General features: G+C 64.1%; 15 protein-coding genes. 14 read left to right on the top strand and 1 reads right to left on the bottom strand.

Annotated features, from left to right (window positions below; genetic code table 11):
* Positions 1-15: 15 nt before the first annotated feature.
* The 14 genes from plsX (at position 16) to C7446_RS06380 (ending at position 13,289) form a co-directional block, all read left to right on the top strand.
* Entirely contained in the window at positions 16-1,056 is a 1,041-nt protein-coding gene (gene plsX, locus C7446_RS06445) for a phosphate acyltransferase PlsX (protein ID WP_121172264.1), read from the top strand.
* A gap of 144 nt (positions 1,057-1,200) precedes the next feature.
* A complete protein-coding gene (fabD, locus tag C7446_RS06440) occupies positions 1,201-2,163 on the top strand; it encodes an ACP S-malonyltransferase (RefSeq protein ID WP_121172263.1) in 963 nt (320 codons plus the stop codon).
* Between the two features lie 53 nt (positions 2,164-2,216).
* Positions 2,217-2,960 carry a 3-oxoacyl-ACP reductase FabG gene (gene fabG, locus C7446_RS06435; RefSeq protein ID WP_121172262.1) on the top strand — a complete coding sequence of 248 codons (744 nt, stop codon included), beginning with the start codon at positions 2,217-2,219 and terminating at the stop codon, positions 2,958-2,960.
* A 97-nt stretch (positions 2,961-3,057) separates the two neighbouring features.
* Positions 3,058-3,291 carry an acyl carrier protein gene (gene acpP, locus C7446_RS06430; protein ID WP_019951639.1) on the top strand — a complete coding sequence of 78 codons (234 nt, stop codon included), beginning with the start codon at positions 3,058-3,060 and terminating at the stop codon, positions 3,289-3,291.
* 245 nt (positions 3,292-3,536) lie between these two features.
* Entirely contained in the window at positions 3,537-4,775 is a 1,239-nt protein-coding gene (gene fabF / locus C7446_RS06425) for a beta-ketoacyl-ACP synthase II (protein ID WP_121172261.1), read from the top strand.
* A gap of 12 nt (positions 4,776-4,787) precedes the next feature.
* Complete coding sequence (gene pabC / locus C7446_RS06420) at positions 4,788-5,642, top strand: aminodeoxychorismate lyase (RefSeq protein WP_121172260.1); 855 nt, start codon at positions 4,788-4,790, stop codon at positions 5,640-5,642.
* A 42-nt stretch (positions 5,643-5,684) separates the two neighbouring features.
* Complete coding sequence (mltG, locus tag C7446_RS06415; protein ID WP_121172259.1) at positions 5,685-6,689, top strand: endolytic transglycosylase MltG; 1,005 nt, start codon at positions 5,685-5,687, stop codon at positions 6,687-6,689.
* Between the two features lie 11 nt (positions 6,690-6,700).
* Positions 6,701-7,345 carry a dTMP kinase gene (gene tmk, locus C7446_RS06410; RefSeq protein WP_121172258.1) on the top strand — a complete coding sequence of 215 codons (645 nt, stop codon included), beginning with the start codon at positions 6,701-6,703 and terminating at the stop codon, positions 7,343-7,345.
* Positions 7,336-8,355, top strand: coding sequence for a DNA polymerase III subunit delta' (locus C7446_RS06405; RefSeq protein WP_121172257.1), 1,020 nt, complete (start codon positions 7,336-7,338; stop codon positions 8,353-8,355). Before tmk ends, C7446_RS06405 begins: the two co-directional genes overlap by 10 nt.
* A gap of 41 nt (positions 8,356-8,396) precedes the next feature.
* Positions 8,397-8,732 carry a PilZ domain-containing protein gene (locus tag C7446_RS06400; protein WP_121172256.1) on the top strand — a complete coding sequence of 112 codons (336 nt, stop codon included), beginning with the start codon at positions 8,397-8,399 and terminating at the stop codon, positions 8,730-8,732.
* 10 nt (positions 8,733-8,742) lie between these two features.
* Positions 8,743-9,603: a TatD family hydrolase gene (locus C7446_RS06395; RefSeq protein WP_121172255.1), complete on the top strand. Its 861-nt coding sequence runs from the start codon at positions 8,743-8,745 to the stop codon at positions 9,601-9,603.
* 16 nt (positions 9,604-9,619) lie between these two features.
* A complete protein-coding gene (locus tag C7446_RS06390) occupies positions 9,620-10,216 on the top strand; it encodes a DUF1285 domain-containing protein (protein WP_121172254.1) in 597 nt (198 codons plus the stop codon).
* 11 nt (positions 10,217-10,227) lie between these two features.
* Positions 10,228-12,432, top strand: a complete 2,205-nt coding sequence (locus C7446_RS06385) for an ATP-dependent helicase (protein WP_281272341.1) — start codon at positions 10,228-10,230, stop codon at positions 12,430-12,432.
* Between the two features lie 8 nt (positions 12,433-12,440).
* The gene (locus C7446_RS06380; protein WP_121172253.1) at positions 12,441-13,289 is read left to right on the top strand and encodes a sulfurtransferase; all 849 of its coding nucleotides are present in this window, start codon (positions 12,441-12,443) and stop codon (positions 13,287-13,289) included.
* 18 nt (positions 13,290-13,307) lie between these two features.
* On the opposite strand, the gene C7446_RS06375 is transcribed toward C7446_RS06380, so the two are convergent.
* The gene (locus C7446_RS06375) at positions 13,308-14,993 is read right to left on the bottom strand and encodes an electron transfer flavoprotein-ubiquinone oxidoreductase (protein ID WP_245977727.1); all 1,686 of its coding nucleotides are present in this window, start codon (positions 14,991-14,993) and stop codon (positions 13,308-13,310) included.
* Positions 14,994-15,276 lie beyond the last annotated feature (283 nt).

The raw sequence follows: 15,276 nt of genomic DNA, 5'->3' as shown, positions 1-15,276 counted from the left end.
CGCGACGCGGCACTCGTGCGTCTTGCCGTTGACGCCATGGGCGGGGACTTCGGTCCCCGCGCTACTGTCAGGGGGAGCATTGAAGCGCTTGCAGCCCTGCCTGAGCTTGAGGTGCTGCTCTACGGCGCCAGGGATCAGCTCGAGGCGCAGCTCGGCTCGCTCCCCCGTTCCTGCAGAAATGCCGATATCCCGGAGCGCGTGACGATCGTGGATGCGCCACTGCGCCTGCCGGATACTCTCTCGCCTTCCCGTGCACTTCGTCTTCCCTCGCTATCCTCCGGCAGCAGCCTGCATGCAGCCCTGCAGGCGGTAGTTGACGGGCGGGCGGACGGCTGTGTCAGTGCCGGTGCCACCGGGGTGCTGATGGCACTGGCCCGCCAGCAGCTCGGCATGATTGCCGGTCTGTCACGTCCTGCCATCAGTACGGCCATTCCGGCGCGCGGTCCGGGTCGCTGCTATCTGCTGGATCTGGGGGCGAACGTGGACACTCGACCAACGCATCTCTTGCAATTTGCCCGCATCGGTGCCGAAATGGCGCGCGCCGTCGACGGGGTCGCCTGCCCGCGTGTGGCGCTGCTCAACGTGGCAGTCGAGCCGGGGCGGGGCGAGAGAAGAATTCGTGAAGCGGATGAGCTGCTGCGTCGTCAGCACCATGCTGCCTTCGATTATCGTGGGTTCGTGGAAGGCGATGGCCTTTTCGGTGGCGCTATCGATGTGGCTGTCTGCGATGGCATGGTAGGTAACATCGCGCTCAAGAGCGGTGAGGCACTGATCGAACTGCTGGTAGAGCGTCTGAGCGCGTGTTTTCAGCACAGCTGGCGCTCAAGGCTGGCCAGCCTGCTGGCGCGGCCTGCGCTGTCCCGTTTTCGTCGGGAGTTCGATCCGGTTCGCTACAATGGCGCCAGTCTGCTGGGACTGCAGCGAACGGTGGTCAAGAGTCACGGCAGCGCCGATGCCCACGGGTTCGGCTGGGCCATACGGCGGGCGCACCATGAGATCGCCGGTCAGCTGAGTGCCGGACTGGCAGCGGCACTGGCTACCGGGGCCGCGGGCTGAGGTGGGCCCCGGGCGATCGTTTCCGCCTGTATCGTGATCGACGGTACAGACGAAAACGCACGCGGCGAAAGGCCTTGTGACGAGCTTCCGATCATGTGCGGATCGGGTCCGAGTCCTTCGACCAATGAACGCATAGGTGAACCGATGACCGATTCCCCGGCCCTGGTATTTCCCGGTCAGGGCTCACAGCAGGTAGGCATGTTGCGAGAGCTGGCCGAGCGTTACAGTGTGGTGGGTACCACCTTTGAAGAGGCTTCCGAAGCGCTGGGGTACGATCTCTGGCATGTGACCCAGGAAGGCCCGGCCGAGGTGCTCAATGCGACAAGCTGTACCCAGCCGGCGCTACTGGCGGCCAGCGTTGCGATATGGCGAATCTGGCAGGAGCTGGAAGGGCCGCGTCCGCAGGCGATGGCCGGCCACAGTCTGGGCGAATACAGTGCGCTGGTCTGTGCCGGAGCGATGAGCTTTGCCGAGGGCATCCGACTGGTTCGACTGCGCGGTGAGGCGATGCAGGCAGCCGTGCCGGAAGGGCAGGGCGCCATGGCCGCCATTCTGGGGCTGGAAGACAGTATCGTGGAGCAGGCCTGCCGGGACGCCGCCGAAGGTGGTGAGGTGGTGGCTGCAGTCAATTACAATGCCCCCGGGCAGGTGGTCATTGCCGGCCATCGTAGTGGCGTGGAGCGGGCCATTGAGCTGTGCCAGCAGGCCGGGGCCCGCCGGGCCATGCCGCTGCCGGTATCGGTGCCTTCCCACTGCGCCCTGATGGAGCCGGCGGCAGAGCGTCTGCAGGAAGCGCTGAGTCGCATCGAGCTGCGCGTGCCTCGCTACGAGGTGGTACAGAATGTCGATGGCCGGGCGCATGCCGAGACGAGTGAGATTACCGAACGGCTGGTCGCCCAGCTGCATCAGCCGGTGCGCTGGACCTCCTGCATGCAGACCCTGGCGGATCGCGGTGCCCGGATTTTCATCGAGTGCGGTCCCGGCAAGGTGCTGACCGGGCTTGGCAAGCGCATTGTCAGTGGCAGTCGCGGGCTGGCTGCCAATGATCCCGAAAGTCTGGCGGCAGCGCTGGAACTGGCCCGTGGGACCTCGGAGTCCTCGCGGTAAGGTGCATGCCACCTTCCGAGGGAGAGTGTTGTTGGCAACAAGAGAGTGCAGGTATGACAGATGAAGCACGTGTGGCACTGGTCACCGGTGCCACCCGCGGGATAGGTCAGGCGATTGCACGCGAGCTGGGGCGTCAGGGCCGGATCGTGGTGGGCACTGCCACCAGTGAGAGTGGTGCCGAACGCATCGATGCCGACCTGGCAGCGCACGGTATTGAAGGCGCGGGCATGATGCTTGACGTGACCGATGGCGATGCCGTGGCCGAACTGCTTGCCCGGGTGGGGGAGCGTTTTGCGGCACCGACCATTCTGGTCAACAATGCCGGCATTACCCGCGATAATCTGCTGATGCGGATGAAGGACAGCGAGTGGGACGAGGTGCTCGACACCAATCTCAAATCCGTCTATCGGGTTTCCAGGGCGTGCCTGCGCGGCATGACCCGGGCCCGTTTCGGCCGCATCGTCAATGTCAGTTCGGTGGTGGCCACCCTCGGCAATCTCGGTCAGACCAACTACGCTGCAGCCAAGGCTGGCATGGAAGGCTTTACGCGCTCGTTGGCTCGAGAGCTGGCCTCGCGTAACATCACCGTCAATTCCGTGGCGCCCGGCTTCATTGCAACGGACATGACCCGGGAGTTGCCCGAGGAACATCGTGACGCCCTGCTGGGACAGATCCCGCTGGCCCGTCTCGGTGAACCCGAGGAGATTGCGGCAGCGGTCGGCTTTCTGACCAGTGACGCTGCCTCATATGTCACCGGTGAAACCCTGCATGTCAACGGTGGCATGAACATGCGCTGAGGTCCGCCTGACGCGCGGTTGCGTCGATCTATAGCGGTCTATAAACTACCCGGCAGTTTCGAGCTGGCGGATTTGCACAACCAGGAGTAGTAAGCCAATGAGTACCATCGAAGAGCGTGTGAAGAAGGTTGTAGCCGAGCGGTTGAACGTCAAGGAAGAAGAGATTCAGAACAGCTCTTCCTTCACTGAAGATCTCGGCGCCGACTCGCTCGACACCGTTGAACTGGTGATGGCACTTGAAGAGGAATTCGATACCGAAATTCCCGATGAGGAAGCCGAAAAGATCACGACCGTGCAGGAAGCGATCGATTATATTGTTGCTCACCAGTAATCCTGGTTGACGGTTCCCGCACCACTCGTGCATTGCAGGGCCGCCTTGTCGTCAGGCAAGGCGGCCCTGTCGTTTTGAAGCGTTCATTCGGTGTTCATGGCCGGATAATGCGCTGTTGTCGGCTACCGTTTTTACGGCATCAGACCGTCCCGGAAGGTTCGACAATCGGTATAATGGAGTGATGCCTGCAGCGTGCCCCATCAGAGGGCGCTGTGGCATCCATTTGGCTGTTTGGAGGAAGACCAATGCCTCGCAGAAGGGTTGTGGTAACCGGCATGGGCCTGATTACCCCGGTGGGTAATACCGTCGAGGATAGCTGGAGTGCCATTACCGCAGGTCGCAGCGGTATCGGGCCGATCGAGAATTTCGATGCCAGTGCCTTCAATACCCGCTTCAGCGGATCCATCAAGGATTTCGATCCGGGGCTGTACTTCAATCCCAAGGAGGCCCGCAAGATGGACCTCTTCATTCAGTACGGGATGGCCGCAGCGGCTCAGGCGATCAGTGAAGCCGGGATCGAATGCACCGAGGAGAACGCCGAACGCATCGGCCTGGCGATCGGTTCCGGCATCGGTGGCCTGCCGATGATCGAAACCAATCACAATGCCCTGCTCAAGGGCGGGCCGCGACGCGTCTCTCCTTTCTTTGTACCCGGCTCGATCATCAACATGATCTCGGGCAATCTGGCGATTCAGTACGGGTTTCGTGGCCCCAATATTGCCATTACCACGGCCTGCACCTCGGGTACCCATAACATCGGCTACAGCGCGCGTACCATCGCCTACGGTGATGCCGATGTCATGATCTGCGGCGGTGCCGAAATGGCGACCACACCGCTGGGTGTCGGCGGCTTCTCCGCCGCACGGGCGCTCTCCACACGCAATGATGATCCGGCAGCGGCCAGTCGGCCGTGGGACCGCGACCGTGACGGTTTCGTGCTCTCCGATGGGGCCGGGATTCTCGTGCTCGAGGAGTATGAGCATGCCAGGGCCCGGGGGGCGACCATCCATGCCGAATTCTGTGGTTTCGGCATGAGTGATGATGCCCACCACATGACGGCGCCGCCGGAAAGCGGTACCGGAGCGGCACTGGCAATGCGCAATGCCATCCGTGATGCCGGCATCGATCCCGACAGGATCGACTACATCAATGCCCATGGCACTTCGACCTCGGCCGGCGATGTTGCCGAAAGCCGTGCCGTTGAGCAGATCATGGGAGAAGCCGCCAGAAGTGTTGCGGTCAGCTCGACCAAGTCGATGATCGGGCATCTGCTGGGAGCTGCCGGTTCGGTGGAGGCGATCTTCTCCATTCTGGCGCTGCGGGATCAGGTGGCACCGCCCACCATCAATCTCGACAACCCCGATGAACGCTGTCAGCTTGACTATGTCCCGCATACGGCCCGCGACATGAAGATCGACTATGTGCTGTCGAACTCCTTCGGTTTCGGCGGTACCAATGGTTCGCTGGTCTTCTCGAAGCTGTAGCGGAGTGCTGCCATGAATGCCGAGGTGCATTCAAGCGGTGACGCACCGGTCCCGGTTGATGATCGTGGCCTGGCCTTTGGCGACGGCGTGTTCGAAACCATTCTGGTGCGTGACGGCCAGCCTCTCCTGTGGGAGTCACATCTGGCGCGTCTGCATGCCGGCCTGCAGCGTCTGGGCATTCCGGCTCCCGAACCTGATGCGCTGACGGTTCTGCCGGCGCAGGCCGGTCACGGTCTGGCGATCCTCAAGCTGATGATCACCCGCGGGAGCGGGGGGCGCGGTTATCAGGTGCCCGAGGATGTACAGCCGCGCCTGCGGTGGCGCATCATGCCCTTTGCTCCTCGTTCCGAACGCTGGCAGGACGGCATTGCCGTACGCAGCTGCGCCTGGCGCCTGGCCCGGCAGCCTGCCCTGGCAGGACTCAAGCATCTCAACCGGCTCGATAATGTGCTGGCGCGCCGGGAGTGGACGGATCCGGCCATTGCCGAAGGGCTGCTCCGTGATGGCGAGGGGGTACTGATCGAAGCCACCGCCATGAATCTGGCCTGGTTCGATCGTGATGCCCGACGCTGGCTGACGCCCCGGCTGGAGCAGTGTGGCGTGGCAGGCACGCTGCGCGAGGTACTGCTGGAAGAAGGACAGCTGACCGAAGTCGAAGCCGGCCCGGCAGCACTCGAGCAGGCCGAAGCCGCCTGTGTGTTCAATAGTGTGCAGGGGGTCTGGCCGCTCGAGCGCTGGCTGGAGGGGGTCCGGTCTGATACGGCTGTGCTGCGTTGCCACTGGCGGCTTCGGGATCCCGCAGTCCAGAAGCCACTGCGGGACCTGCAGGCAGCGGCACACGCCCGGCTGGGCTATCCCCGAATGTAATGTCATGAAGACACCCCCGAACACTGTCGAGGAAGCTGCTGAATGCGCTGGTGGAAGGTTGCACTGATGGCCGTGCTGCTCATGGCGCTGATCGTCGCGGGCAGTTACGGCTACTGGCGTTATCGCATGCAGGCGCCGATCGCGCTGGAGCAGTCCCGGGTCTTTGAAGTGATGCCGGGCAGCGGCGCTCGCCAGGTCATCGATCGGCTTGCCGAGCAGGGAATCATCGATCATCGTTGGCCCTACCGGGTAGTCGGGGTGCTGGAGCCGCAACAGCTGCGTCATCTGCGTGCCGGCGAGTTTCGGTTGCAGCCGGGGATGAATGCCCACCAGCTGCTGGCAAAGCTCTCCAGCAACGATATCGTGACCTACGAGCTGACCATTCCGGAGGGCTGGACCCTGGATCGCATGCGACAGCGCATTGATCAGACGTCCAGGCTTGCGCATGACACCCGCGGCATGAGTGATCAGGCCCTGATGGAAGCGCTGGGCCATGGCGATCAGCAGGGGGAGGGGCGATTCTTTCCTTCCACCTATCGCTATCACAAGGGAACTTCGGATCTTGATATCTATCGGCGTGCCTATGCCCGCATGCAGCAGGAAGTCCAGCAGGCCTGGAGCACGCGCCATGAAGATCTGCCAATCGATACGCCCTATCAGGCCCTGATCCTGGCTTCCCTGATCGAGCGTGAAACCGGGGTGCCGGAAGAGCGGGCCCGGATTGCCGGTGTCTTCGTGCGCCGGCTGGAGCGCGGCATGCGACTGCAGACGGATCCCACCGTGATCTACGGACTGGGGGAAGCCTACGATGGCTCCCTGTCGCGCGCCGATCTGCAGAAGGCGACGGCTTACAATACCTACGTAATCCATGGCCTGCCACCCACGCCGATCGCCATGCCGGGTCGCGATTCGCTCCGGGCAGCGGTGAATCCGGCCGATGGCAACAGCCTCTATTTCGTGGCCAGGGGGAATGGCGAACATCATTTCTCGGCCACGCTCAAGGAACACAATGCTGCCGTGCGGCGCTATATTCTGGACAGGCAGTAGAGGGTATCGGCATGACCACCGCAAACGGGCGCTTCATCACCCTCGAGGGCAGTGAAGGCGTCGGCAAGAGCACCAACGTGGCCTTTGTGCGTGACCTGCTGCAGGAGCAGGGTATCCGGGTCGTGGTCACCCGGGAGCCGGGAGGAACGCCACGCGCCGAGGCGATACGCGGTCTGCTCCTCGATCCGGATGAGACCGAACCGCTGGATGACCTCGGTGAGCTGCTGCTGGTCTTCGCCGCCCGTGCCCAGCACCTGGCGGAAGTGATCCGGCCCGCGCTGGCACGGGGAGACTGGGTAGTATGTGATCGTTTCACTGATGCCACCTTCGCTTATCAGGGGACGGCGCGGGGAGGCAATTCCGCCCGTATCGAGCAGCTGGAAGGTCTGGTGCAGCAGGGGCTGCAGCCCGATCTGACCCTGCTGCTGGATATGCCCGTGACAGCGGCGCGTGAGCGCCTTCGTGCCCGTGGTGCTGCTCCGGATCGTTTCGAGCAGGAGGGCGCCCGCTTTTTCGAACGGGTGCGTGACGGCTATCGACAGCGGGCCACCCGTGCTCCCGAGCGTTTTGCCGTGATTGATGCAGCAAGGCCCCTGGCAGAGGTGCAGTCCGGCATCAGGCAGGTGCTGGAGGAGCGGCTCGCACAATGGCAGTAGCTTCAGCGGGCGGGGAACATCAGGCCCTGTCACTGTCGCCCTGGCCCTGGCAGGATGAACTCTGGCAACACTACCTGCGCCTGGCGGATGCTCAGCGCATGCCGCATGCGCTGATGCTGTCGGGCCCTGCCGGCGTGGGCAAGGAGCGTTTTGCCGAGGCACTGCTGGCGCGACAGCTCTGCCATGCGCCGGGTGAGCTGGCCTGCGGTGAGTGTCATGCCTGTCGCATGCTGCAGGCAGGCCATCACCCCGATCTGCTTGATATCTCGCCTGCCGAGAGTGGCAAGCTGATCCGCATCGACAGTATCCGCGACATCAATCATTTCGTTTCCCAGACGGCGCAGCAGGGCGGTTATCGTGTCATTCGCATTGCGCCGGCGGAAAACATGACGGTGTCGGCTTCCAATGCGCTGCTCAAGAGTCTGGAAGAGCCCGGGGCGCGCACCCTCTTCCTGCTGCTGTGTGATACGCCCTCCCGGGCGCTGCCGACCATTCGCAGCCGCTGTCAGCAGTGGCAGTTTCCGCTGCCCGACCAGGCGCAGTGCCTGGCCTGGCTCGGGGAGGTGCTCGGCGAGCAGGAAGAGGCCGGGTTCTGGCTGAAGGTGGCAGGGGGGCAGCCGCTGCTGGCCCGCTCGCTGGCCGAAGGCGAGACTCGCGAGCTGCGTCAGACGCTGCGGGATATCTTCGAGACGCTGGTGCGCGGTGGCGACCCGGTCAGCGAGGCGGCCCGCCTGGAGCGCCAGCCGCTGGCAACCATCCTGTGGTACGGTATCGAGTGGCTGGAGGATCTGATTCGGCTGGGACTTTCCGGTGAAATCGGTCATGTTCGCAATGAGGATCTGATGCCGCTCTATCGTCAGGCTGTCAAGAACGGGCGGGTCAGGGATTGGTTCAAGCTGCTCGATTATGCGCGTGAACAGCGTCGCCTGCTGGTCTCGGGCGGCAACCCCAATGATCGTCTGGTACTGGAAGCCTGGCTGATCCGCTGGTCGGCGCTGCTGCGCTCCTGACCGTGACGTGTAGCCGGCCTACTGACCTGCAAGGAGAAACCATGGCGTCCCACAAGGCACTATCGCTGGCTTTCGATGAGCTGGAGACCCTGCAGGCGGCCTGGATGCCGCAGCTCGAGCAGGGCGGTATCTTCGTGCCGACCGATGAGCGATACGCACTGGGCGAACGCGTCTATCTGCTGCTGCGTCTGCCCGATGAAGGCGAGCGCATCCCGGTATCGGGGGTGGTGGCTTGGGTATCGCCACCCGGGGTCTCGGGCCGCCGGGCCGCCGGCATTGGGGTGCACTTCGATGCTGCCGAACATGCGCTGCGGCTGCGGATCGAACGCCTGCTTGACGGCCTTGGAACGCCTTCGCGTTCCGGTTATACATTCTGAGTGACCGATCATGCCCGCAGAAACATCCGAAACACTCTCTCACGGAGTCGGCCTGGTCGATTCCCACTGTCATCTGGATCGGCTTGGCGTGGCCGGGCACGATGACGGATCAGGTCATCTTGATGAGACGCTGACCAGAGCCCGCTCCCATGGCGTACGCTGCTGTCTGGCCGTGGCTACCGACTGGTCGGGCGTTCCCGCTCTGGTGGCCATGGCACGGCGTCATGACGAGATCGTCCATGCCGGCGGGGTGCATCCGCTGGCCGATCCCGAACGGGAGATGACTCTCGAGGAGGTCGAGGCGGCCATCGAACGCTTTGATCCGGTGGCGATCGGCGAGATCGGCCTCGATTTCCTGCCGGCCGAGGGCTCGGCGCAGCCGCGTATCGACCGTGAACGTCAGCTCGCCCGCTTTGCCACCCACCTGCAGGCTGCCACGCGTGCCGAGTTGCCGGTCAGCATTCATACCCGGGGTGCACGCGATGCCACTCTGGAAATGATCGCGCGCTACAGTGACCCCGCCATCGGCGGGGTACTGCACTGCTTTACCGAGGATCTCGACATGGCCCGGGAAGCGATCGGAATGGGCTTTTACATTTCGCTCTCCGGTATCGTGACCTTCGCCCGTGCCGAGTCGGTCCGTGAGCTGGCTCGCGTCATTCCGCTCGATCGGCTGCTGATCGAAACCGATAGTCCATGGCTGGCGCCGGTACCCTATCGGGGGCAGTCCAATGAGCCCGGGCATGTCATCGAGGTGGCGCGCACCATCGCTCGGGTACGCGGTATCAGCCTGGATGAGGTCGCCATGCAGACCACATCCAATTTCTATCGCCTGTTCCGGCAGGCTGTGCCGGAGTCCGTCGACGGTTGAGCAAGCGGGAGGCTGCATGTCCACATCCTTTCCCTTCGGGGCCTGGATCGAAGCGCTGGCCGATGACGAGGAGCAGTTGCCGCCCCTCATGGAGTGGCAGCCTCCCTTCTGCGGCGATATCGACATGCGTATCGATCGGCGTGGCGAGTGGTGGCACGAGGGGCGTCACGTGTCGCATCCGCGCGTGATGCGCCAGCTTTCCAGATTACTGCGCCGGGAGTCGGACGGTGACTACTATCTGCTCACGCCGGTGGAGAAGTGGCGTATCCGGGTCGAGGATCATCCCCTGCTGATCGTCGATGCCCGGCGAGAGGTCAATGAGCATGGCGTGCCGGTCTGGTGGCTGACCACCGGCACGGGGGACCGTCTGGCGCTGGGGGCCACGCACCGGCTCGAGCGCGACGAAAAGGAGCGGCCTCCGACCGTGGCAGTGCGTTTCGGCCTGCATGCCCGGCTCGGCAACAGTGTTTTCATGACCCTGATCGAGCAGGGCGAGATTCGCCTGATCGAGGACCGTCATGAACTCGGCCTGGAAAGTGACGGTGTCTGGCAGCCGCTGGGCTATCCGCCGCCGGACATGATTGATGCCCCGCCCCGGGGCACATCCGCTTGAACGGGGAGAGCGTGGCGGCAACCGATCCGGAACTGACCGAGCAGCAGCATGCCGTGGTTCATCACGACCAGGGCCATGCCCGGGTGATGGCCGTGGCAGGGGCCGGCAAGACTGCCACGCTGGTGGCCAGGGTGCTGTATCTGCTGGGATGCGGGGTGCCGGCTGGGCGGCTGATGGTGCTGATGTTCAACCGCGCGGCGCGCGAGGATTTCACCCGCCGTCTGCAGCAGCATGCGCCATCCGGTGCCGAGCTGCCGCGGGTGCGGACCTTTCACTCCATCGGCCACCGGCTGACCACGACCCTGACCCGCTGGGGCGTGCTGGAACCGAGACAGCTGCTGGAAGCCGACTGGCAGCATGAGCGGCTCCTCAAGCAGGCCCTGCAGCAGGTGCTCGAGGATGACCCGGAGCGCCTGGAAACGGCACTTGAAACCGAACGGCTGGAAACCCTCACCCAGTTCTGTGATCTGGTCAAGGCGGAATGCTGTGCGCCTGAAAGGCTCTATGAGCGGCTGGATTACGGCAGCGATACCGGTCACTTTCCGGCGGCCTGCCGGGCGCTCGAGGGCCTGCTCGAGCGTCAGGGGCTGATGACCTATGCCGATCTGCTCTATCGCCCACTGAAAGCGTTGCGGCGCGACCGGGCCCTGCGCGATCGGGTCGGCGGCTTTCTGGATCATGTCGTGGTCGATGAGTATCAGGACATCAACGAGGCCCAGCTGCAGCTGCTGGCGATGCTGAGCGGGGGCCGGGCGAGCGTGATGGCGGTCGGCGATGCCAACCAGTGCATCTACGAGTGGCGAGGGGCGCGTCCCGATGCCATGGGCGAGCGCTTCGAAGCGCTGTTTGGCAGACCGCGTGACTATGCTCTCAGCTTCACCTTTCGCCATGGTCATGCCCTGGCCCTGGTGGCCAACCACGCCATTCTTGCCAATCAGCGCCGTCCCGATCAGCTGACGCTGGCGGCCCCCGATAATCCGGTGACCCGGATCGATCAGTGCAGTGGCACCCGCGCGCTGATCGAGCAGGTGCAGCACTGGGTGGCCGGTGGCCGACGGCTGGATGAAGTAGCCATTCTGGTACGCAGCTGGACGCTGACGGTGCCGGTGCAGCTGCATTTCCTGCGCCAGGGCATTCCCTTTCGGCTCGGGCGCGAGGATCGGTTCGTGTTTCGTCTGCCGCTGGTGCGAGCGCTTGCCGGCTTTCTGGAGCTGGCCATGGATGCCTCGCTGCTGCGCGACCCGCAGCATCTGCAGCTGCTGTTCGAGCAGCCCACGACCTTCGTGGCACGCGAGCGGCTCGAGCGACTCTGCCAGCAGCTGGCGGAACATCAGCAGTGGCCGGACAAGCATTCGCCGCTCTTGAGCGGCCTGCGTCCCGTGCAGCGGCGCAACCTCAAGAAGCGCTGGACATTACTGTGTGACCTGCCGTCACTTGCTGCCTGGTCACCGGCCCGGCTGCTTGCGCACGTGGTCGATACGCTGGATGCCGAAAAGCTGCTGCGTCGTGCCGCGGCCCGACGCGACAAGGGAGAGGAGGATATCCGGCTGCTGGATGTACTGATCGAGCAGGCCGGTGAGCTGGCGGATGATCCCACGGCCTTTATCGCGCTGCTCAAGAATCCCGTCGAGGTGGCCGAAGGGGGGGTGCTGCTCTCCACGGTGCACGGTGCCAAGGGGCTGGAGTGGCCCATGGTCGTGTTATGGGGCCTCAACGAGGAGGATTTCCCGGCCTACAGCCGCGAAGCGCCATTGAGTGATGCGGCCCTGGAGGAGGAGCGCCGGCTTTTCTATGTCGGTGTTACCCGGGCGCGGGAGTCGCTGCTGCTCTGCCGGGATGGCGGGCAGCGGCAGGCCAGCCGCTTCATCGGCGAAACCGCCTGGCCGGACTGCATGCGTATCGATCGGCAGCTGAAGGCGTATGATGGCAGCACACCTGCCGTATCGCAGCCGGCACTGGTACAGCGCTACCTGCAGGCCGTGGGCAGTCCCCTGACGGTAACGGCTGGCGAATCACGGTCCGGCGGGACGCATGCGGCCGGTGTATCCGGATGGCGACCCGGTGAGCGCATTCATCATGCCGTTTTCGGTGAAGGTGCGATTGAAATCGTGGAAGGCGAACGGGAGCGTTGTATTCTGGAGGTCAGTTTCAGTCGAGCAGGGCGTCGCCGGCTGGTAGCGGCCCGCGCGCCCATTGAACGCGTTGTCAACAAGTAAGGATTGCCATGGCTGCCCTGATTGATATTTCCACGCTGGCACTCTGGCAGCGTGACCCACGCCCGCTGCTGATTCTCGACTGCCGGGCACGGCTGGATGATGCCGAAGCCGGCCGCCGGATGTGGCTGGAAGGGCATCTGCCGGGGGCGCTGCACGCTGACATGGACCGCGAGCTGTCGGCACCGCCGGGTGGTGCCCATGGCGGGCGTCATCCGCTGCCGGCCCCGGCGCAGTGGCAAGAGACCCTGCAGCACTGGGGGATCGATCCCGGCGTGCGGGTCGTGGTTTATGACGATGCCGGTGGCCAGCTGGCCGCTGCCCGGGCGTGGTGGATGCTGCGCTGGGCCGGGCACGAAAACGTGCATGTGCTCAACGGTGGCATTCAGGTGTGGCAGGCCGATGGCGGGCGGCTGGAGAGCGGCGAGACCCCGCTGCCGACGCCGAGCGGCTGGCAGCCGGAGTTCAACCACGACATGATCGCGTCTGCCGATGAGGTGGCCAGCGGTAACGCGCTGCTGCTCGATGCCCGTCCGGCGACCCGCTATCGCGGTGACAACGAGCCGATCGATCCGGTCGCCGGTCATATCCCCGGGGCGCACAATCTGCCGGGTGCCTCGATGCTGGACGATACCAGCTGCCTGATCGACAGTGCCGAACTGGAACAGCTGTTGCCGGCCACCGGACAGCAGAGTATTGCCTACTGCGGTTCAGGCATCAGTGCCTGTCTGATCATTCTGGCGCACGCGGCGCTCGGCCGGCCACTGCCGAAGCTTTATCCCGGCTCCTGGAGCGAGTGGAGCAGTGACCCGAGCCGGCCGGTGGCGACCGAACATCCGAGCCGCCGTCCGGATATCTGAAGCCGGCCGGCCGGTCGGTTACATGTGCGGGTAGTTGGGCCCGCCGCCGCCTTCCGGCGGTGTCCAGACGATGTTCTGTGACGGATCCTTGATGTCACAGGTCTTGCAGTGAATGCAGTTCTGAAAGTTGATCCGGAAGCGGGCGCCCTGCTCGTTTTCCACCACCTCATAAACGCCGACCGGGCAGTAGCGCTGGGCCGGCTCGGCGTAACGGGGCAGGTTGGTTTCGATGGGAATGCGGTCATCCTTCAGCCGCAGGTGACTGGGCTGATCCTCGTCATGGTTGGTGTTGCTGAGGTAAACCGAACTCGGCTTGTCGAACGACAGCCGGTTGTCAGGGCGCGGGTACTCGATGCGCGCATGCTGCTCGATGCTCTCCATGGCTTCGTGATCGCGGGTGCGGTCATGGAGAACCGGCAGGCGTCCGCCGAGCTTCTGATCGAGCCAGTTCCAGGCACCACCCAGGGTATCGCCGAAGCGGTGCAGGGCGGGGCCGAAGTTGCGGTTGCGCCGCAGTTCCTCGCCCAGCCAGCTTTGCTCGAGACGCTGGCCGTAATCGGTCAGTGTAGACGGCGCGTCATCGCCCATCTGCAAGGCCTCGGTCACGCTGTCGGCGGCCAGCAGTCCCGATTTCATCGCCGTGTGCAATCCCTTGATGCGTGAAAAGTCGAGTGTGCCGGCGTCACAGCCGATCAGCAGCCCGCCGGGGAAGGCCATGCGTGGCAGGCTGTTGTAGCCACCCTTGGTGATTGAGCGCGCGCCGAAACCGATGCGCTGGCCGCTCTCGAGATGGCGGGCGAAGTTCGGATGATGCTTGAGCCGCTGGAATTCGTCGAAGGGCGAAAGCCAGGGGTTGGCATAGTTGAGATCGATGATCAGACCGACCATCACCTGTCGATCGGGGCCGTGATAGAGAAACGAGCCGCCCTGGGCATTGCCCTGCAGCGGCCAGCCCACGCCGTGCACGACCAGCCCGGGCTGATGCTGCTCGGCGGGTACCTCCCAGAGCTCCTTGAGGCCGATGGCGTAGTGCTGCGGGTCACTGTCGCGGTCAAGCTCGAAGCGCTCGATCAGCTGCCGGCCGAGATGGCCGCGTGATCCCTCGGCAAACAGGGTATAGCGGGCGTACAGCGCCATGCCCGGCATGAAGGTGGCCTTCGGCTGATCGTCGCGGTCCACTCCCATGTCGCCGGTCATGACCCCGGCAATGCCGCCGCCGTCATCGACCAGCAGCGACTGGGCGGGAAATCCGGGAAAGATATCAACGCCCAGCGCTTCGGCCCGTTCGCCCAGCCAGCGGGTGAGTTCGCCGGCGCTGATGATGTAGTTGCCGCTGTTGTGCATCGAGGGCGGCAGCAGCGCTGCCGGCAGCGTGCTGCCCTGCACTTCATCGAGACGGTAGAACTCGTCGCGCTCGACCGGGGTATGTAGTGGTGCGCCCAGTGTCTCCCAGTCGGGGAAGAGCTCGGTCAGGGCGCGCGGGTCGAATATCGCGCCGGACAGGACATGCGCACCGACTTCCGCTCCCTTCTCCAGGACGCAGACGGAGAGTTCGCTACCGTTCGCTTCGGCCTGCTGCATCAGCCGACAGGCCGCGGAAAGGCCGGCCACACCGGCACCCACGATGATGACATCGAAACTCATGCTCTCCCGCTCTTCGATCGGGGTGTCGATTCGGGAGGTCGCGAAATCCGTTGCAGTCATGGGCAACCAGCTACTCTCTGATGAACAAGTGGGCGAGACAGGGGGACCGGCTCATGGCCATCCGGCATGTTACACTGCCGTGCTGACGCGATATGTTCGGCAGTGATGGCAGTGCCATACCGATTGTGCCATTTTTTGCTGCCATCAACACATCGCCCATCGGACATGTCGAGACACACTGCCCGCGATAGCCCGGAACGCGGCTTCGCTGGTCCGTCTGTCGAGCGTGGCGAGCGGGCGCTTCCCGGCGCTCGTATCGTCGCGCCGGCAAGTTTTTCCAACT

Source organism: Kushneria sinocarnis (genome assembly GCF_003633775.1).
In the GTDB taxonomy this organism is placed as follows: domain Bacteria; phylum Pseudomonadota; class Gammaproteobacteria; order Pseudomonadales; family Halomonadaceae; genus Kushneria; species Kushneria sinocarnis.
The sequence above is the reverse complement of the archived record's forward strand: the minus strand, read 5'-3'. Positions and strand labels throughout refer to the sequence as shown.